Here is a 15,412-nt window from a genome sequence, read left to right as displayed (position 1 = left end):
CATCGGTTTATTCACAATCTTTTTTGTAATTTTACGCGGCAAATAACAACCCGTAAATTATTTGCCATGGTCTCTGATCAGTCTAAAATAGTATTTGAGGCACTCACCTACGATGACGTGCTGCTGCTCCCGGCTTATTCCGAGGTGCTCCCCCATCAAACCGATACTTCGTCTCAGCTTACCCGCAACATTCGCATCAATACGCCACTAATTTCTGCTGCCATGGATACGGTGACAGAGGCAGACCTGGCCATTGCGATGGCACAGGAAGGCGGCATTGGCATCATTCACAAAAATATGTCGGTAAAGAAGCAGGCAGCCCAGGTGCGCAAAGTAAAGCGCTCCGAGAGCGGCATGATCCTGGACCCGATCACCCTGAATGCAAAAGCCACCTTGGGCGATGCGGTACAGATCATGACGGAGCACAAGATCGGCGGCATTCCGATCACCGATGACGAAGGCCGCCTGAAAGGCATAATCACCAACCGCGACCTACGCTTTGAGAAAGACCTGACCCAGCCGGTTTCCGCCATCATGACAACCAAGAACCTGATTACGGCGGAAAAAGGCACGGACCTGGCGAAGGCAGAAGATATTCTGCAGCAGTATAAAATAGAAAAGTTGCCTGTTGTAGATGGCGACGGTAAGCTGGTAGGCCTTATCACATATAAAGATATCCTGAAAAAGAAGGACCGCCCCTTTGCCTGTAAAGACGAGTTTGGCCGCCTGCGCGTGGGTGCTGCTGTAGGCGTAACACCTGATGTGCTGGACCGTGTAAAAGCGCTGGTAGATGCTGGTGTAGACGTGATTAGTATGGATACCGCCCACGGGCACTCGAAGGGTGTGCTGGAGGCGGTGCGTAAGATCAAGGACTTATACCCGAATGTGGAACTGATTGCCGGCAACGTAGCCACTGCCGATGGCGCCAGAGCACTGGCCGATGCAGGCGCTGATGCTGTGAAGGTAGGCGTTGGTCCGGGCAGCATTTGTACTACCCGCGTTATAGCTGGTATTGGCATGCCGCAGCTTACGGCGGTGATGGAAGCAGCCAGAGGACTGGAGGGCACCGGCGTTCCGGTAATTGCCGACGGCGGCATCAAGTTCTCCGGCGACATGGTAAAGGCGCTGGCAGGCGGGGCTAGCTCTGTGATGATCGGCTCTTTGCTGGCCGGCACTGAGGAGGCACCCGGAGAGGTGATTCTTTACGAAGGGCGCAAGTTCAAAACCTATCGCGGCATGGGCTCAGTAGAAGCGATGGAAGAAGGATCGAAGGACCGCTATTTCCAGGGCAACGAAACCGACGCCCGCAAGCTGGTGCCGGAAGGTATTGTGGGGCGTGTGCCTTATAAGGGGCTGGTATCAGAGGTAATTTACCAACTGGTGGGCGGTTTGCGTGCCGGTATGGGCTACTGCGGCACCGGCACCATAGAAGCGCTTCAGAAGGCACGCATGGTGAAAATCACCGGTGCCGGCCTGCGCGAGAGCCATCCGCACGATGTGCAGATCGTACGCGAGGCGCCAAATTACAGCCGCTAAACTACAGGCTACGGCCTTTTGGAAGTAGGTTAGCCGGCCAGGTTAACCTACTTCTTTATTTTTACGTTATGCAGTGTGTTTCTCAAAGCACACCTCGACACCTTGGCCAAAGAGCGAAAATATTTCTTACCTTTCACTCCAATAGAATCACAGAAAGGCCAGTTTCTGTCGCTGCAAAGACTATCTACGGTTTTCCGTTTTATGCTATACAAGACCAACGCAAAATCTTTGCTGGTAACCACCGCCATCGTTAGCTGGGCGCTGCTGTTGGCCAACGTCTTGTTGGCGGCGGAAAGCGTCAGGCAAGCGGGTGCCGTCAAGTTAGCGCTGCCGTATGTCAACAACCTGCTGATCATCATCTTTATCATTTCTGTTTTCCTTCACCAGCGCTTCAGTTCCGAAATGCTGAAAGGAATCGATTTTATCAGTTATCTCTGGAACCTATTCTCAAAAGCCGGCGTGGCCGCTTACCTGAGCGTAGCCTTATACCTGGGCTACCGAATGGTGACCAGCTATGCCAACGTAAAGTCGCCGTTGCTGCTGCACATGGTGTATGTGGTTAACTTTGGGCTGCTGGTAGTTTTCCTGGCCAAGGCTTTTTACATCTGGCGGCAGTTGCTGCTTTATCATAAAAATAAGTTTCTGCAGATTGCCTGGGACTGGTTTGAACTGCTGCTCTTTGGCACCTTGCTGCTTACGCTGCTTGACTTTGATTATACCAGCTACATTTTTCTGCCGCTGCTGGCGCTGCTGGGTTTTTACATCCTGTTTCTGTGCACCAACCTGAAGTGGGTGGCCTACCTCACCTTTAACAATAAGAGCCGGTCGCTGGTGCTGCTGGGCGCTATTCTGCTGAGCTGCTACATCTTTGCCCGCTTCTTTCACAAGCTAGCTAACAGCCCTGACCTGGTGATCGACTTCACCGACATCGGGTTCCTGTCTATGGCCATGTTGTTTGTAGGGCTTTATACCCTGGCCGCTTTCCTGGTGTCGCTATTCAGCCTGCCCACCTCCAGCGTGTTTGAGCAGAAAAGCGAGGATTTGCTCAACTTTCAGCGCCTGAGCCAATCGATTCAGCAAGGGCAAAGCGAAGCGCAGGTATATGACCTCCTGTTCGACTCCACCATCAAAGCCTCGGATGCCAGCGCGGCCTGGTTTGAGCTCATTCGCAACAGCGAGCCGCAGGTATCGCACCTGCTCAACATCAGCAGCGAGCAGATTCAGCGCATCCGGCACCTGCTGCTGGCCTACAACATTCATAACATCGACTACATCAACAACAACCTGGACCGCAACCCCGGCTTCCGCGACCTGATGCTGCCCTGGAAATCGCTGATCATACTTCCTATTAAATCCAAGAAGCACCTCTCGGGTGTGTTATACTTGTTAAAAGATATTGAACAGGGTTTTGACCGGGAAACAGTGAATGTGCTGCGCACCTTTACAAGCCAGACCATACTAACCATCGAAAACCTGCGGCTGGTAAGCGAATCGCTGCAAAACGAGCGTTATAAGGAGGAGCTGAAGATTGCCTCGCAGGTGCAGGACAGCCTGATCCCGAAAACGTTTCCGGTAGATAGCTGGTTTGAGATCAGCACGCACGCGGTGGCAGCTAAAGAGGTGGGAGGTGATTTTTACGACTTCCTGCAGCTGAGCGAATCGCGTATTGCCATTATTATCGGCGACGTATCGGGCAAAGGAATTTCCGCAGCCTTCCATATGGCACAGATGAAAGGAATTTTTCATGGGCTGATGCAGCAGGACATGCCGCCCAGCGAGTTTATGAAGCAAGCCAACAGTGCCCTGAGCCGCTGCCTGGAAAAAACATCGTTTATAACCTCAGCGCTCTATATTATCGATTACCGCATGAAAGGCTTTGTATTTGCCCGTGCCGGCCACTGCCACACGCTCTACTACAATGCCATGATGGACGATGTGTTCTACTTCAACACCGATGGCTTGGGGTTGGGCATTATTCGCGATAAAAGCTACAACAATCACGTGCGTGAGATGTTCTATGACTACAACCCGGGCGATGTGATGGTGATCTATACGGACGGGATTGTGGAAGCCCGCAGCCATGAAAACGAGGAGTATGGCGAAGATCGGCTGCAATTTATGCTGTCGCAGACCTACCATCTGGAAGCCGAAGACATCAAATGCGCCATCATTAACGACCTGCAGGAGTTTACCGGCCCTGACAACTTATATGACGACCAAACGTTGCTTGTTATAAAATTCAAAGCAATCCAACCAAACAGCTAAACACGACGTACCAATGCCGATGAAAATCACAAATGAAGTAAAAGACTCGACTATCATTATGACGCTTGATGGCGAGTTAGACGCAAGCTCGTCTGTTATCCTGGATGAAGAACTTTCCAATCCGGATATTATGAAATATAGTAAAATCCTTGTTGATTGCAAAAACCTGCACTACATTTCGTCGGCTGGTCTGGGGGTATTTATTTCGCACCTGCAGCGCTTTGAAGACGCGCAGATAAAACTTATCTTCTTTAACATGCAGGATAAAGTGCGCAATGTGTTCGAAATTCTGGGCCTGGACCTGCTGATGACCATCGTGTCGAACTACGAGGAAGCTATTACCGTCTCCAATGAATAATTCCATTCGGGTAAATTGTACTAAAAAAAACCTGAAGCCTATACGTGATTTTGTCTCAGCGTATCTGTACGGGCTGGCCCTGTCTGATATTCTGATGAACCAGATCGTATTGGCAGTGGATGAGATATGCGCCAACCTCATCATCCATGCCAATCACGAGGATCCAAAAAAGTTTATCTCGCTTACTATAGACCTGCCCGAAGATATGATCCGCTTTAAAATATCGGATAATGGTCTGGCTTTTAAGCGTTCAGAGTACAAAGAGCCAGACATTCAGGAACACGTGAAAGTAGGCAGGAAAGGAGGCGTGGGCATTGCGCTCGTTAACCGTATTATGGATAAAGTAGAATTTACAAGCAATGGCTCCAGTAACATCTGCCTGCTTTATAAGAGAATTAAATAGCTCCATAGCACACAATAAACTGCCCAATCCCCGTTATCCAAAGCAAACCCGAAAGCAATCGTATTATAGTTATACTTTTTGGCCATTCTGTCAGAAAAAATAATTAAAATTGCATCCATTGATTCCTGCACAGGAAAACCAAAGTCCGTTTTTAATTAACTTATGCGCAGCAACCACCTGTTTGTTGCAGCCTCATTCGTGCTGTTAGCCGGATGTACTGCCACAAAATCCAGTCAGACGAAAACACCTGTTATCGCTACGCTGGGCTCCGAACCCATCTCTACAGAAGAGTTCCGTTACGTTTATGAAAAGAACAACGGAGGCAACGAAGATGCCTATACCCGCCAGAGCGTAACCGATTACCTGAACCTGTACACCAACTTTAAGCTGAAAGTGAAAGAGGCCGAAAACCGTGGTTTGGATACCACGATGGCTTTTAAGCGTGAGTTGGAAGGCTACAAAGAGCAGTTGGCACAACCCTACCTGACAGAAAAGAGCGTTACAGACCAACTGGTGAAGGAAGCATATCAGCGCATGCAGAAAGAGATAAATGCCTCGCACATTCTGCTAAGCCTTAGCCCGGATGCCGCTCCGGAAGATACCCTGGCCGCTTATAACCGCATGCTGGACCTGCGCAAACGTGCCTTAGCCGGCGAAGACTTTGGCAAGCTGGCGCAGCAGTATTCCCAAGACCCTTCAGCAGCAGACAACCAGGGTGACCTGGGCTATTTTACGGCGATGCAGATGGTATACCCGTTTGAAGATGCCGCCTATAAAACACCGGTGGGGCAGATCTCGATGCCGGTGCGTACCCGCTTCGGCTATCACCTGATCAAAGTGAATGACGTACGGGATGCGCGTGGCGAAGTAAAAGTAGCCCACATTATGGTGCGCGCTACGCCCGGTATGCCTAAAGCAGATTCGCTTGCTGCTAAACAGCGCATCGACGCGATTTACAAGCGTGTGCAGAAAGGAGAAAGCTGGGAAAAGCTGGCTGCCGAGTTCTCCGAAGATGCCAACTCGGCCAGCAATGGCGGCGAACTGCCCTGGTTTGGCACCGGTCGTATGATCCCATCGTTTGAGGAAGCGGCTTATGCGCTGCCAAAAGAAGGTGCTGTGGCCAAGCCTGTGCTAACACCTTATGGCTGGCATATTATCAAGCTGCTCGACAAGCGTGGCCTGGCGCCGTACGAAGACATGGAGCAGAACCTCCGTAATAAAATAGCCAAAGATTCCCGCTCTGAGCTGAACAAAGCGGCCTTTATGAAGCGCATCAAAGCAGAGGACAACTTTGTGGAGAACGCCGAAGCAAAAGCTGCTGCGATGGCAAAGGCAACAGATGAGCTGCTGCAGGGCAAGTGGAATTATAGCGCAGACGATAAAACGCTGAAACAGCCGCTTTTCACGATTCAGGGCAACCCATATACAATCGGCGACTTTTATACTTATGTAAAAGCAGAACAGCAGCCCCGCGCAGCAGGCAACGCACAGCACGCTATGCAACTGCTGTATGATGATTATGTGGCCAAGAGCCTGACCGATTACGAAAAAGACCACCTCGAAAACAAGTATAACGATTACAAAATGCTGGTGAAGGAATACCATGACGGTATCCTGCTGTTTCAGCTAATGGATGAGAATGTATGGTCTAAAGCCGTAGAAGACAGCGTAGGGCTACAAGCATACTTTAATCAGAACCGCGACAAGTATAAGTGGGGACAGCGCGCCCAGGCTATCGTAATCAGTGCAGCAAACAAAGACCTGCTGCAACAAGTACAGCAGCAACTGGATAAGCGCCATTACCCTATCAAGTCGGCCAACCTGCCGGATGTGGTGTTTGAATCCGGGAAAGCAGCCCTGAATGATGATGCGGAAGCAAAACTAAAGAACCTAGCCGAGCTGCTGAAGAGCAACCCGGAGCTATCGCTGGACGTGAACGGCCATACCGACGCCCGCGAAGCTACTGCCAAGCAGGACATAGCCACAGAACGCGCCAACAACGCAGTGGCTTACCTGGTGCAGCAGGGCGTGCCTGCCGCACAGTTGCATGCTGTTGCATACGGCAAAACGCAGCAAGCTGGCCCCGATAACACCGAAACCGGCCGCCGCCGCAACCGCCGGGTGTCGTTTACGCTGTACTCGGCTAACCTGAGTGCCCTGGCAGATAACCTGAACACCAGCAACCCGCTGGCCGTGCAGATAACAGAACGCAAGTTTCAGAAAGGCGATAACAAAGCGCTGGATGCCGTACCGTGGCAAAAAGGTACCTATACTTCGCAGCTGAATGGCCGTGAGTACCTGATTATTGTGCAGGACGTGCTGGAGCCAGGGTACAAAGAGCTGGACGAAGTGCGGGGACTGGCTATTTCTGATTACCAGAATTACCTGGAACAGCAGTGGGTGGAAAAGCTGCGCCAGCAGTACCCGGTGCAGGTTAAGCAGGACGAAGTAGATAAGCTGGTGAAGCCTTAAAGCCTGTGCTGGCCGGCGCTGGTATTGCTTTGGTCCTTTAAAAGGATAATGTTAGAATAAAGCCGTAACTTGTGCGTTGGTTTAGCAGTGCAAACAAATATGTTACTAAAATTGAATAAGAGAAACCTGTTCTCCAAAGTAGTATGGATGGCTGTCGGCCTCCTTTTCACTACCGCAAGTACCTTTGCCCAGGCGCCCGTGCAGCGCAAGGTAGATGGCATTATCGCCAAAATAGACAATTACGTGATCCTGCGCTCCGACCTGGAGTTTGGTTACCTGCAGTACCTGACCCAGAGCAAACAACAGCCAAGTGACGAACTCAAGTGCCAGGTGCTTAAATCGCTGGTGCAGGACAAGTTGTTGCTGGCCCGAGCCGCTATAGACTCTATAACTGTAGATGAAGCGCAGGTAACAGATCAACTGAACCGCCGGATCGACTACCTGACAGCGCAGGTAGGAGGCGTACAGCGCCTGGAGCAGTACTACAACAAAAGCATCAACCAGTTAAAAACCGACCTGCGCAAAACAGTGCAGGAGCAGATGGTGATGGAGAAGATGCAGCAGGAGATTAGCGGCAAAGTGACTGTAACGCCCAAAGAGATCCAGCGCTACTTCAACAATATACCTAAGGACAGTCTGCCTTATTTCTCTTCTGAAGTAGAGCTCGGGCAGATTATAAAGTATGCAGAGGTAAGCAAGCAGCAAAAGCAGGAAGCCCGCGAACAACTCGAAGCCATCCGCAAGCGCATTCTGGCCGGCGAAGATTTTGCTACACTAGCCAAGCAGTACTCACAGGACCCTGGCTCAGCTGCAAATGGGGGCGAACTGGGCTTCTTTAAGAAAAAAGAACTGGTGCCGGAGTATGAGGCAGCCGCCCTCCGCCTGGAGCCAGGCCAGATCTCCAATGTGGTCGAGTCGCAGTTTGGTTTTCACCTGATTCAGTTGATCGAGCGCAAAGGGCAGGAATTTAACACGCGCCACATCCTCATTAAGCCAGGCACAGCCACCGTAGATGTGCAGGAAGCCTCCGCACAGCTTGACAGCATCCGCACCCTGGTAATGAATGACAGCCTGACATTTGCCAAAGCAGCCAAAGAGTTTTCGGATGACAAGAACACCAAAGACAACGGCGGTATGTTGCAGAACCGGTCTACAGGCAGCACCGACATTCCAATGGACCAGGTAGACCCGTCTATCTTTTTTGTGATTGATACGATGCAGGTAGGTGAGATTTCAAAGCCTATCCCGTTCCGCACGGAAGATGGCAAGGAGGCAGCACGTATCATTTACTTGAAAGGCAAATCAACGCCCCACCAGGCTAACCTGAAGAATGACTACCAAAAGATAGCGATGGCCGCGCTAAACCAGAAGAAAGGGAAAGCCGTAGACGATTGGTTCAGAAAGAACATCGACACCGTGTTTATCGAAATCGATCCGGAGTACCAGAATTGCCAGGTACTACAGCTAAACCAATAACGCATGATACAGCAGCCGTATACCTCTGACAAAGAAGCAGCCGACGCCTTATACCAGTCTTACCAGGACCTGACCGCCGAAATATCCAAAGTGATTGTGGGGCAGGAAGAAGTGGTACGGCTGGTGCTGACCGCTGTTTTTTGCCAGGGGCACAGCCTGCTGGTAGGAGTGCCAGGGCTTGCCAAAACGCTGCTCATTCAAACCATCGCTTCTTCGCTGGACATGTCCTTTAACCGGGTGCAGTTCACGCCCGACCTGATGCCCTCTGATATTGTGGGGGCAGAGACACTGGATAAAGACCGCAACTTCAACTTCGTAACCGGCCCGATCTTCGCCAACATTGTACTGGCCGACGAAATCAACCGTACACCACCTAAAACGCAGGCGGCACTGCTGGAGGCCATGCAAGAGCATGCGGTAACGGTAGCCGGACGTCGCTACGACCTGCCAAAGCCTTTCTTTGTGCTGGCCACGCAGAACCCGATTGAGCAGGAAGGCACCTATCCCCTGCCCGAAGCGCAGCTGGACCGCTTCATGTTCAACATCACCCTGGGCTACCCTAGTTATGAATCGGAGCTGCAGATTGTAAAGAACACCACCGGATCACTGCAGTATAGCCTTGACCGGATACTACACGCAGATGACATTCTGGCTTTTCAACGGCTGGTGCGCCGTGTGCCTGTGGTAGACAATGTGGTAGAATATGCCGTGCAACTGGTGCACAGCACCCGCCCGAACGAGCCGCGGGGCTCTAAACAAGCCAGCCAGTACCTGGAGTGGGGAGCAGGACCACGCGCTTCGCAGCATCTGATTGTGGGCGCCAAGTGCAACGCGCTACTTAACGGCAAATATAGCCCGGATATTGAGGACGTACAAGCCGTAGCACTGCCGATCCTGCGCCATCGCATTGTACGCAACTTCAAAGCAGAGGCGGAAGGCATTACTGTTGAGCAAATCATCCGGGAGCTGCTATAGTGCTTAAGGGCTAAGTTGCTTTACTGCGGAGATTCTGCGGCACTTCTATGATGGCTTCGATTACTTTACGGCTTTAGCCATGCTGCCCACATACTTCCTGAGCAACCAATCTGCCACCTGATTGCAATCCATCCAAATTGGTGTAATTTTGCGCTGTTAATTTTACTATACATCACCTTTAATACTTATGGAAGCGGCTGCTTTATACCTGCGCTTTAAAGATAACCTGGCGATTATCATTGGTGCCCTCCACAGCAAACTGGAACGCCGCACCATGCCCTTTGAAACCACCATTCCGCTGGAAGTAGATTTGCTGGCGGATGTGCTGCACCTGCATGGCCTGGAGTTTACCTCTGCTACACCTGGCGCTCGGCGCATAGAAGACTTTCAGCAATGGTTTCTGCAGCATGAAGAAGCAGTAAGCGATGTGCTGCACCATGTATTGGACAATAAACGTGCTTACATGCGAACTGCAACAGGCGTGGTACTGCAAAAGGAAATGCTGATGCGCCGCCTGGAGTTCATCAATGAAACGGCGCATACGCTAAGCATTATGATGGAGCAGCAGCAACTTGGCAGCCCCAAACACCACAACTACCCTTTCCTGAATCAATAGTATAACCCATACATAGTAAAACCACAGCCTTATACTAAGGGGCTGTGGTTTTACTGTTTTATACTTGTCCGGCTTATACTTGCATGACTGCTTTACTGAAGTATGCTGCCTATGTTATAAACGCAGCCTCACGTATAAGTGTTAACTGCCTAAGAGGCTGCTATACTTTACTTTCTGCGCCTTACTTCCGGATGGAGGTGTGCCCATCCATGGAATGCTCCAGGTTGAGATCGCTTTTGGGTTGCTCTTTCATGCTTTTAGCTGCCTGATCGCCTGCCGGTCCTTTGGCAATCGTAATGCCGCCATCTACCATATAAAGCGCTCCGGTTACATAAGAGGCTTCATCTGAGGCCAGGAACAGGTATACATTGGCTACCTCTTCGGGAGTACCTCTGCGGCCGGTCAGGTTAGCCTGGTTGTTCGTTTTCTCCATCTTCTCCGTCATTGGACCGGTTTCTTTGTGGGTCCAGGCCGTATCTATCGGTCCGGGGCCCACGATGTTTGCCCGTACACCAAACTGCGCCTGCTCGCCAGCTATTCCTTTGGTAAAAGCAATGTTAAAGGCCTTGGTGCCGCCATATGGCGTATTGTTCGGGATGCCCAGCACGCCCGCCTCTGAGCCTGCCGTAACAATGTTGCCTTTCGTTTTCTGTAATTCCGGCAAGGCCGCTTTCGACATCACAAAGGTCGTTTTGCAGTTGTTCCGGATCATATAATCGAAGGCCTCTTCCGAGAAATCGGTCAGCAGGTTTGTTTCCGGAAACACGCCGGCATTGTTGATCAAAATGTCGAGCTTGTCGTACTGCTTCACGGCCAGGTTCACGCAGCTTTTCGCATTCGCTTCCGTAGAGAGGTCGCCTTTAAAGTGAATGGCAGTTCCCCCTGCTTCCTGTATTTCTTTGGCCACGGCCTCTACCGGGTCTTCCGGCAATCCGGCCACCACCACTTTAGCGCCTTCTTTGGCGAACTTCTTGCAAATGGCTTCGCCTATACCTGAACCACCGCCTGTCACGATAGCCACTTTTCCTTCTAGTCTGTTTCCCATGTTGTTTTCTTTAGGTTGATTAATTGTCTTTTATACTAACGATAAAACAGCTAGTGCCGCTAAAGGTGTGCAGAATGTGGCGAGGCATAGCACGTTTTAAGCTAATAAGCGTATGATAAGGGTAAACACACACTGCTTGCTGGCCGAAGCATTAAACCCCGAGGAACCTTTATGAGCTTTTTATACAACGTATTGCCTGCATCATCTGACGAACGCCTGCAGACGCAGCACCTGTTGCTGCGCCCTTACCAGGAGGACGATGCGACCGATTTTATGCAACTGCTGCAGGAGAGTTCTGCTACTTTATTACCGGCCTTTGGCAGCCGATTAGCGCGGGTACATGCTTTGGAGGATGCCCGCATGCAGGTACAGCAACTGCGCTCTGACTGGGACACTCGCCGCACATTTGACTTTGGCGTTTGGCTGAAAGACAGTAAACGCTACATTGGCGATGTAGCCCTTAAAAACCTGGACCGCAGTGTGCCAAAAGCTGAACTCGGAATGTATGTTACGGACTGGCCCGGCACCCGTGCGCTGGCACAGGAGGCGCTGCAAGCAGTGGTTACTTTTGCCTTTGAACAATTGGGCATGAACAGGGTATACCTGCGCTGCACACAAAACAACAACTTTTACGGAGAGCTTGCCGAAGTATGTGGCTTTACAAAAGAAGGGGTGCTCCGCAACGATTACCGCGGTGCTGATTCCGATGAACTGCTGGACCTGTGTTACTACGGCATTACCCGCTACGATTTTGAGCATCAGCAACAGCAACAGAACGCCGTTCATTCTGACGTTACAGCCTGATACTTTCTCAAAAGTTATACTCCCCGGCATAGAAAAGGGGCAGAACTGCACGACCGCCATGTATTGCCATTTGCGTGAAGTTTACCCTAGTGTTTTGGCTTTGCCACAAAAAAGTCTGTGTCGAAGGTCAGGTAGAGGGCATTGGAGAACTCTATCTGCTGCTCGTCCAAGTCCATTACGGGCTCCAGCCGCAGTGTCAGGTATAAGTTGTCGAGCAGCTCAAAATCCTTCATCAGGCGCAGAATGAGCAGGCGGCGGTCTTCATCTACGTAGCCCGGATTTTTGTAGGTGGTGGAGACCGACTGGTACAGTTTGCCGCCCAACTCTGAAATGTACCCCCGGCCATGCCAGTAGCTCAGCATCACATCCGAATACTTCGTGTCCACGCCTGCGTTCAGGTATAGGCCATGGCCTTGTGTAAAACGCCTCAGGTACTCATTCGACAGATCTTTATAGCCTACCCAGTAATTTTTGGTATACACGCGCTGCAGGGCGGCATCGGCATACGTCTTTTCCAGGTCTAGGCCGGCGGCAACATCCAGCAGCGTTACCAGTGGCAGGTCGGAGGCATCTATCTGGCCGCCTTTGTGCTGCGCCGTAAGTTGCACCGGCAAAGTTAGCAGCAGACTATCGCCGGCGGTATGTTTTGCTTCCTGTCGTAGCAGGGTAATGGCTGCCGTGGCACCCGCGTGTATCTGTTCCTGGTCATCTTCGCCCACATACAGCATATTGGCCCAATCTATCCAGGCATCCAGGTTAATGCCCGGGGTATGCAGTTGATACTGCGCCCCATTCTCAAGCCGGCTGTTTATGACGCGCTCAAAGTTATAAAGCGGCTCAATATAACCGTGGTTCAGGTTGCCCTCCAGCGTGCCAAACAACAGCGCCCAGTTAGCGCGTTGGACCTTGATGGTAAAAGTAGGGACAATGTCCTGGTAGCCACCACTGCCGAAATCTTTCCACAGGAAAACGCCGGCATCGATGCGTACATTGGCCGAGGGGTAATACGTAAGCCTGGGGTTGAGTTGGTACCCGAACAGAGTATAGCCATCTGCTATTTTGTTGAAGTACTCATTGTTTTTGCAAAAGCCAAAGCTATACATGCTGAACCGCAGTTGGTTTGCATTCTGCGGAACTACCGGCATCGTTTGCAACAGGGCCTGATTGTTTAACTGCGCTTCGGCAAAGTGGCTGAGGAGAAGGGAAAGCAGCAGCAGAGCAAAGGAACGTATACGCATAGCAGGCGACAGAAAATGGCAGATAGCAGTAAAGGTACAATCTTTCAGCCGTCCTGCGGGCTGCAGGCAATTAAATTGCTGGTTTACTTAACGGCTGCAGCACTTTTAGACATGACTTTGGCCTCGTTTAAAAGCGCCCGGTTGTATTGTACCCAATGTGCCAACTGGTTGTTGCTCCTTTTTACAAGAGCAGGCATTTTATCGGCCAGGTTGGTTGTTTCGTTTGGGTCCTGCTGCAGATCATAAATCGCCGTTTTGTTTGTATAAACATCATAGATAGCTTTATACTTATCTATCCGACATCCATACAAATAATCAGACCAGGTGGAGAAAAAGTAGGTTGTTTTAGTGCGTGATGCATTGTACAGGCTGCTGCCCTGCCACTCTCTCGGAACAGGATATTGCAGGATGTCCAGAATGGTCACCGGCAGGTCTACCAGCCCTGCCACCGTTGTTTGCTGCTGCCCACTAAAGAGTAGCGGATTGATAAAGAGCAGCGGCACCCGCACATTTTCATCATAAATGTTAGAGCCATGTCCGTACTGCCCATGCCGGCCAAATGCTTCGCCATGGTCGCCGACCACCACTACCAGCGTAGATTCTGCCAACCCATTTTGTTTCAGGCTATCGAGCAAAAGCCCCAGGGCTGCATCTGTGTGGTGGAGCGCATTCAAGTACCTGTTCAACTTCGGGTTCTTCGGCTCATAAATCTTTTCAGCACCCGATTCAAAGTATGGCCAGTGTGTCTGCATGGTCCAAAGCATCGCAAAGAAAGGGCGCTGCTCTTTGTCTTGGCTTACCCAGTGCATGAAATTCTGTACCATACATACTTCATCCTTCCCTCCGTCAGCACCATCCGCATCTGATTGGAAAGCGGCCACGTTGCAGGGAAGGCTTTTATGGTCGATGATTTTATCAAATTTACGGTACGACAAAAACCGGTTAACTCCCATGTAGGAAGTGTCGGAGAACCCATAAAAAGCAGTCCGGTAATCTTGCTTCTTTAGCTCAGAGCTCAGTGTAGGCCATTGCAGATCAGGATGCTCGTAGACAATGTTACTGAAAGACAGCTCCGGATAGCTGGAGCCAAGCATGGAAAAGAGCGCATTAACCGAGTTTGGGCTGTGGGAGTAAACATCTTTAAACACAACCGCCTCTGATAAATACTGCTGGATTGTGGGGGTAGCATTATACTTACTCCCATACCCCGCTACATACTCTGCCGGCGTGGATTCCATTATGAACAAAATCACGTTCTTTACTTTGGGGTTTGTCGGAGCCGCGGGTACATACGTTTGCGCAGCCTTTTCAAAGGCACCCCGATACTTCTGCAGCGAGTCTGCCGGGAAATCCTGGAACATGGCGGCTTCCTGGCGTACGTGGGGCGCAAAAGAGCTGGCAAACGCAAAGACCGGGTTTGCTACTTTGCCATAATCGTCATGGTGGTTGTCGCGTATCCGCTCTACATAGCGGTAGCCCACTATAAAGTAGCCCAACAGGCCTACTCCTGCCACCACAGCGACTAACGTGTTTACACTTCTAGTGCCGTGCCACCTGCTGGTCACGGATTCAAGTAACTTTCCGAGCAGCAATAGCCCTATACTTAAAACTACCAGGATGAGTAGCACTCCCCAGAAAATGCCCCCCTGCATCAGATCCAGCACAAACCGGCTTCCTACTAAATTGCTATAGTATAACAGTTGGTAATTAACCGGCGTGTTCAGAATCCCTACTGCAAAAATGTTTACTAACGACCAGCTTAAGGCTAGCAGCAGTATAACGATATAGGCTTTGTAAGTAATCCGCTGGACCGCGGGGTGTTTCCGGAAAGCAATACAAGTGACTACAGCCAGTCCTCCCAAGCCCACCGCAAGGGCAATGTCCTGTACGCTGATCAACAGCACGCGTTTGATCTGCGGCAAGCCCTGCAGCAGGAACGTAAATCCCAGGCCATAGGTGATGGCCCGGATAAAGATCAGGAATAGAATAAAGCAAACGGTGAGGCAGCTTATCTTGCGAATCATGCTCATAAGATTAGGTATTCCGCTTTTCTACTACCTCTAAAACAATATTTCACGTGTCGCCAGCGAAGTTCTCTAGCACTAAGCCGCACCAGCCACTGGCATGGGAAAGTTTTGCAAGGGCGTTCATCAGCACCTCAAGGATTCTGCAACCTGAAGTTTGTTGAAATTATTAAGCTGAATATAAGTTTCATCTAAATTAA

The 15,412-nt window shown here is 50.7% G+C and carries 12 protein-coding genes; 9 read left to right on the top strand and 3 right to left on the bottom strand.

Annotated elements, in window-relative coordinates:
- Window positions 1-66: 66 nt before the first annotated feature.
- From guaB to ABDW72_RS06510, 8 genes are all read left to right on the top strand, one after another.
- Window positions 67-1,536, top strand: coding sequence for an IMP dehydrogenase (gene guaB, locus ABDW72_RS06545; RefSeq protein ID WP_347157683.1), 1,470 nt, complete (start codon window positions 67-69; stop codon window positions 1,534-1,536).
- Between the two features lie 75 nt (window positions 1,537-1,611).
- Entirely contained in the window at window positions 1,612-3,801 is a 2,190-nt protein-coding gene (locus ABDW72_RS06540; protein ID WP_347157682.1) for a GAF domain-containing SpoIIE family protein phosphatase, read from the top strand.
- 19 nt (window positions 3,802-3,820) lie between these two features.
- Window positions 3,821-4,159 (top strand): STAS domain-containing protein, encoded by a 339-nt coding sequence (locus ABDW72_RS06535; RefSeq protein WP_347157681.1) that lies wholly within the window; start codon window positions 3,821-3,823, stop codon window positions 4,157-4,159.
- Window positions 4,152-4,562 (top strand): ATP-binding protein, encoded by a 411-nt coding sequence (locus tag ABDW72_RS06530; protein WP_347157680.1) that lies wholly within the window; start codon window positions 4,152-4,154, stop codon window positions 4,560-4,562. Before ABDW72_RS06535 ends, ABDW72_RS06530 begins: the two co-directional genes overlap by 8 nt.
- Window positions 4,563-4,724: 162 nt before the next feature.
- Complete coding sequence (locus ABDW72_RS06525; protein ID WP_347157679.1) at window positions 4,725-7,034, top strand: peptidylprolyl isomerase; 2,310 nt, start codon at window positions 4,725-4,727, stop codon at window positions 7,032-7,034.
- 111 nt (window positions 7,035-7,145) lie between these two features.
- Window positions 7,146-8,510 carry a peptidylprolyl isomerase gene (locus ABDW72_RS06520; RefSeq protein ID WP_347157678.1) on the top strand — a complete coding sequence of 455 codons (1,365 nt, stop codon included), beginning with the start codon at window positions 7,146-7,148 and terminating at the stop codon, window positions 8,508-8,510.
- 3 nt (window positions 8,511-8,513) lie between these two features.
- Complete coding sequence (locus tag ABDW72_RS06515) at window positions 8,514-9,485, top strand: AAA family ATPase (protein ID WP_347157677.1); 972 nt, start codon at window positions 8,514-8,516, stop codon at window positions 9,483-9,485.
- 187 nt (window positions 9,486-9,672) lie between these two features.
- Window positions 9,673-10,101 carry a hypothetical protein gene (locus ABDW72_RS06510; protein WP_347157676.1) on the top strand — a complete coding sequence of 143 codons (429 nt, stop codon included), beginning with the start codon at window positions 9,673-9,675 and terminating at the stop codon, window positions 10,099-10,101.
- 181 nt (window positions 10,102-10,282) lie between these two features.
- On the opposite strand, the gene ABDW72_RS06505 is transcribed toward ABDW72_RS06510, so the two are convergent.
- A complete protein-coding gene (locus ABDW72_RS06505) occupies window positions 10,283-11,146 on the bottom strand; it encodes an SDR family NAD(P)-dependent oxidoreductase (RefSeq protein ID WP_347157675.1) in 864 nt (287 codons plus the stop codon).
- Window positions 11,147-11,317: 171 nt separating this feature from the next.
- Here ABDW72_RS06505 and ABDW72_RS06500 point away from each other — a divergent pair, with 171 nt between their 5' ends.
- Window positions 11,318-11,950 carry a GNAT family N-acetyltransferase gene (locus ABDW72_RS06500; RefSeq protein ID WP_347157673.1) on the top strand — a complete coding sequence of 211 codons (633 nt, stop codon included), beginning with the start codon at window positions 11,318-11,320 and terminating at the stop codon, window positions 11,948-11,950.
- A gap of 86 nt (window positions 11,951-12,036) precedes the next feature.
- On the opposite strand, the gene ABDW72_RS06495 is transcribed toward ABDW72_RS06500, so the two are convergent.
- Entirely contained in the window at window positions 12,037-13,188 is a 1,152-nt protein-coding gene (locus ABDW72_RS06495) for a hypothetical protein (RefSeq protein WP_347157672.1), read from the bottom strand.
- Between the two features lie 83 nt (window positions 13,189-13,271).
- Entirely contained in the window at window positions 13,272-15,218 is a 1,947-nt protein-coding gene (locus tag ABDW72_RS06490) for a sulfatase-like hydrolase/transferase (RefSeq protein WP_347157670.1), read from the bottom strand.
- Window positions 15,219-15,412: the final 194 nt, after the last annotated feature.

Origin of the sequence: Pontibacter chitinilyticus, assembly GCF_039748935.1 — a bacterium.
In the GTDB taxonomy this organism is placed as follows: Bacteria; Bacteroidota; Bacteroidia; order Cytophagales; family Hymenobacteraceae; genus Pontibacter; species Pontibacter chitinilyticus.
The sequence above is the reverse complement of the archived record's forward strand: the minus strand, read 5'-3'. Positions and strand labels throughout refer to the sequence as shown.

Coding starts and splice junctions, on each gene's coding strand:
- ABDW72_RS06515 (WP_347157677.1), top strand. CDS start 8,514: ATGATACAGCAGCCGTATACCTCTGACAAAGAAGCAGCCGACGCCTTA.
- ABDW72_RS06490 (WP_347157670.1), bottom strand. CDS start 15,218: ATGAGCATGATTCGCAAGATAAGCTGCCTCACCGTTTGCTTTATTCTA.
- ABDW72_RS06505 (WP_347157675.1), bottom strand. CDS start 11,146: ATGGGAAACAGACTAGAAGGAAAAGTGGCTATCGTGACAGGCGGTGGT.
- ABDW72_RS06510 (WP_347157676.1), top strand. CDS start 9,673: ATGGAAGCGGCTGCTTTATACCTGCGCTTTAAAGATAACCTGGCGATT.
- ABDW72_RS06525 (WP_347157679.1), top strand. CDS start 4,725: ATGCGCAGCAACCACCTGTTTGTTGCAGCCTCATTCGTGCTGTTAGCC.
- ABDW72_RS06495 (WP_347157672.1), bottom strand. CDS start 13,188: ATGCGTATACGTTCCTTTGCTCTGCTGCTGCTTTCCCTTCTCCTCAGC.
- ABDW72_RS06535 (WP_347157681.1), top strand. CDS start 3,821: ATGAAAATCACAAATGAAGTAAAAGACTCGACTATCATTATGACGCTT.
- ABDW72_RS06530 (WP_347157680.1), top strand. CDS start 4,152: ATGAATAATTCCATTCGGGTAAATTGTACTAAAAAAAACCTGAAGCCT.
- guaB (WP_347157683.1), top strand. CDS start 67: ATGGTCTCTGATCAGTCTAAAATAGTATTTGAGGCACTCACCTACGAT.
- ABDW72_RS06500 (WP_347157673.1), top strand. CDS start 11,318: ATGAGCTTTTTATACAACGTATTGCCTGCATCATCTGACGAACGCCTG.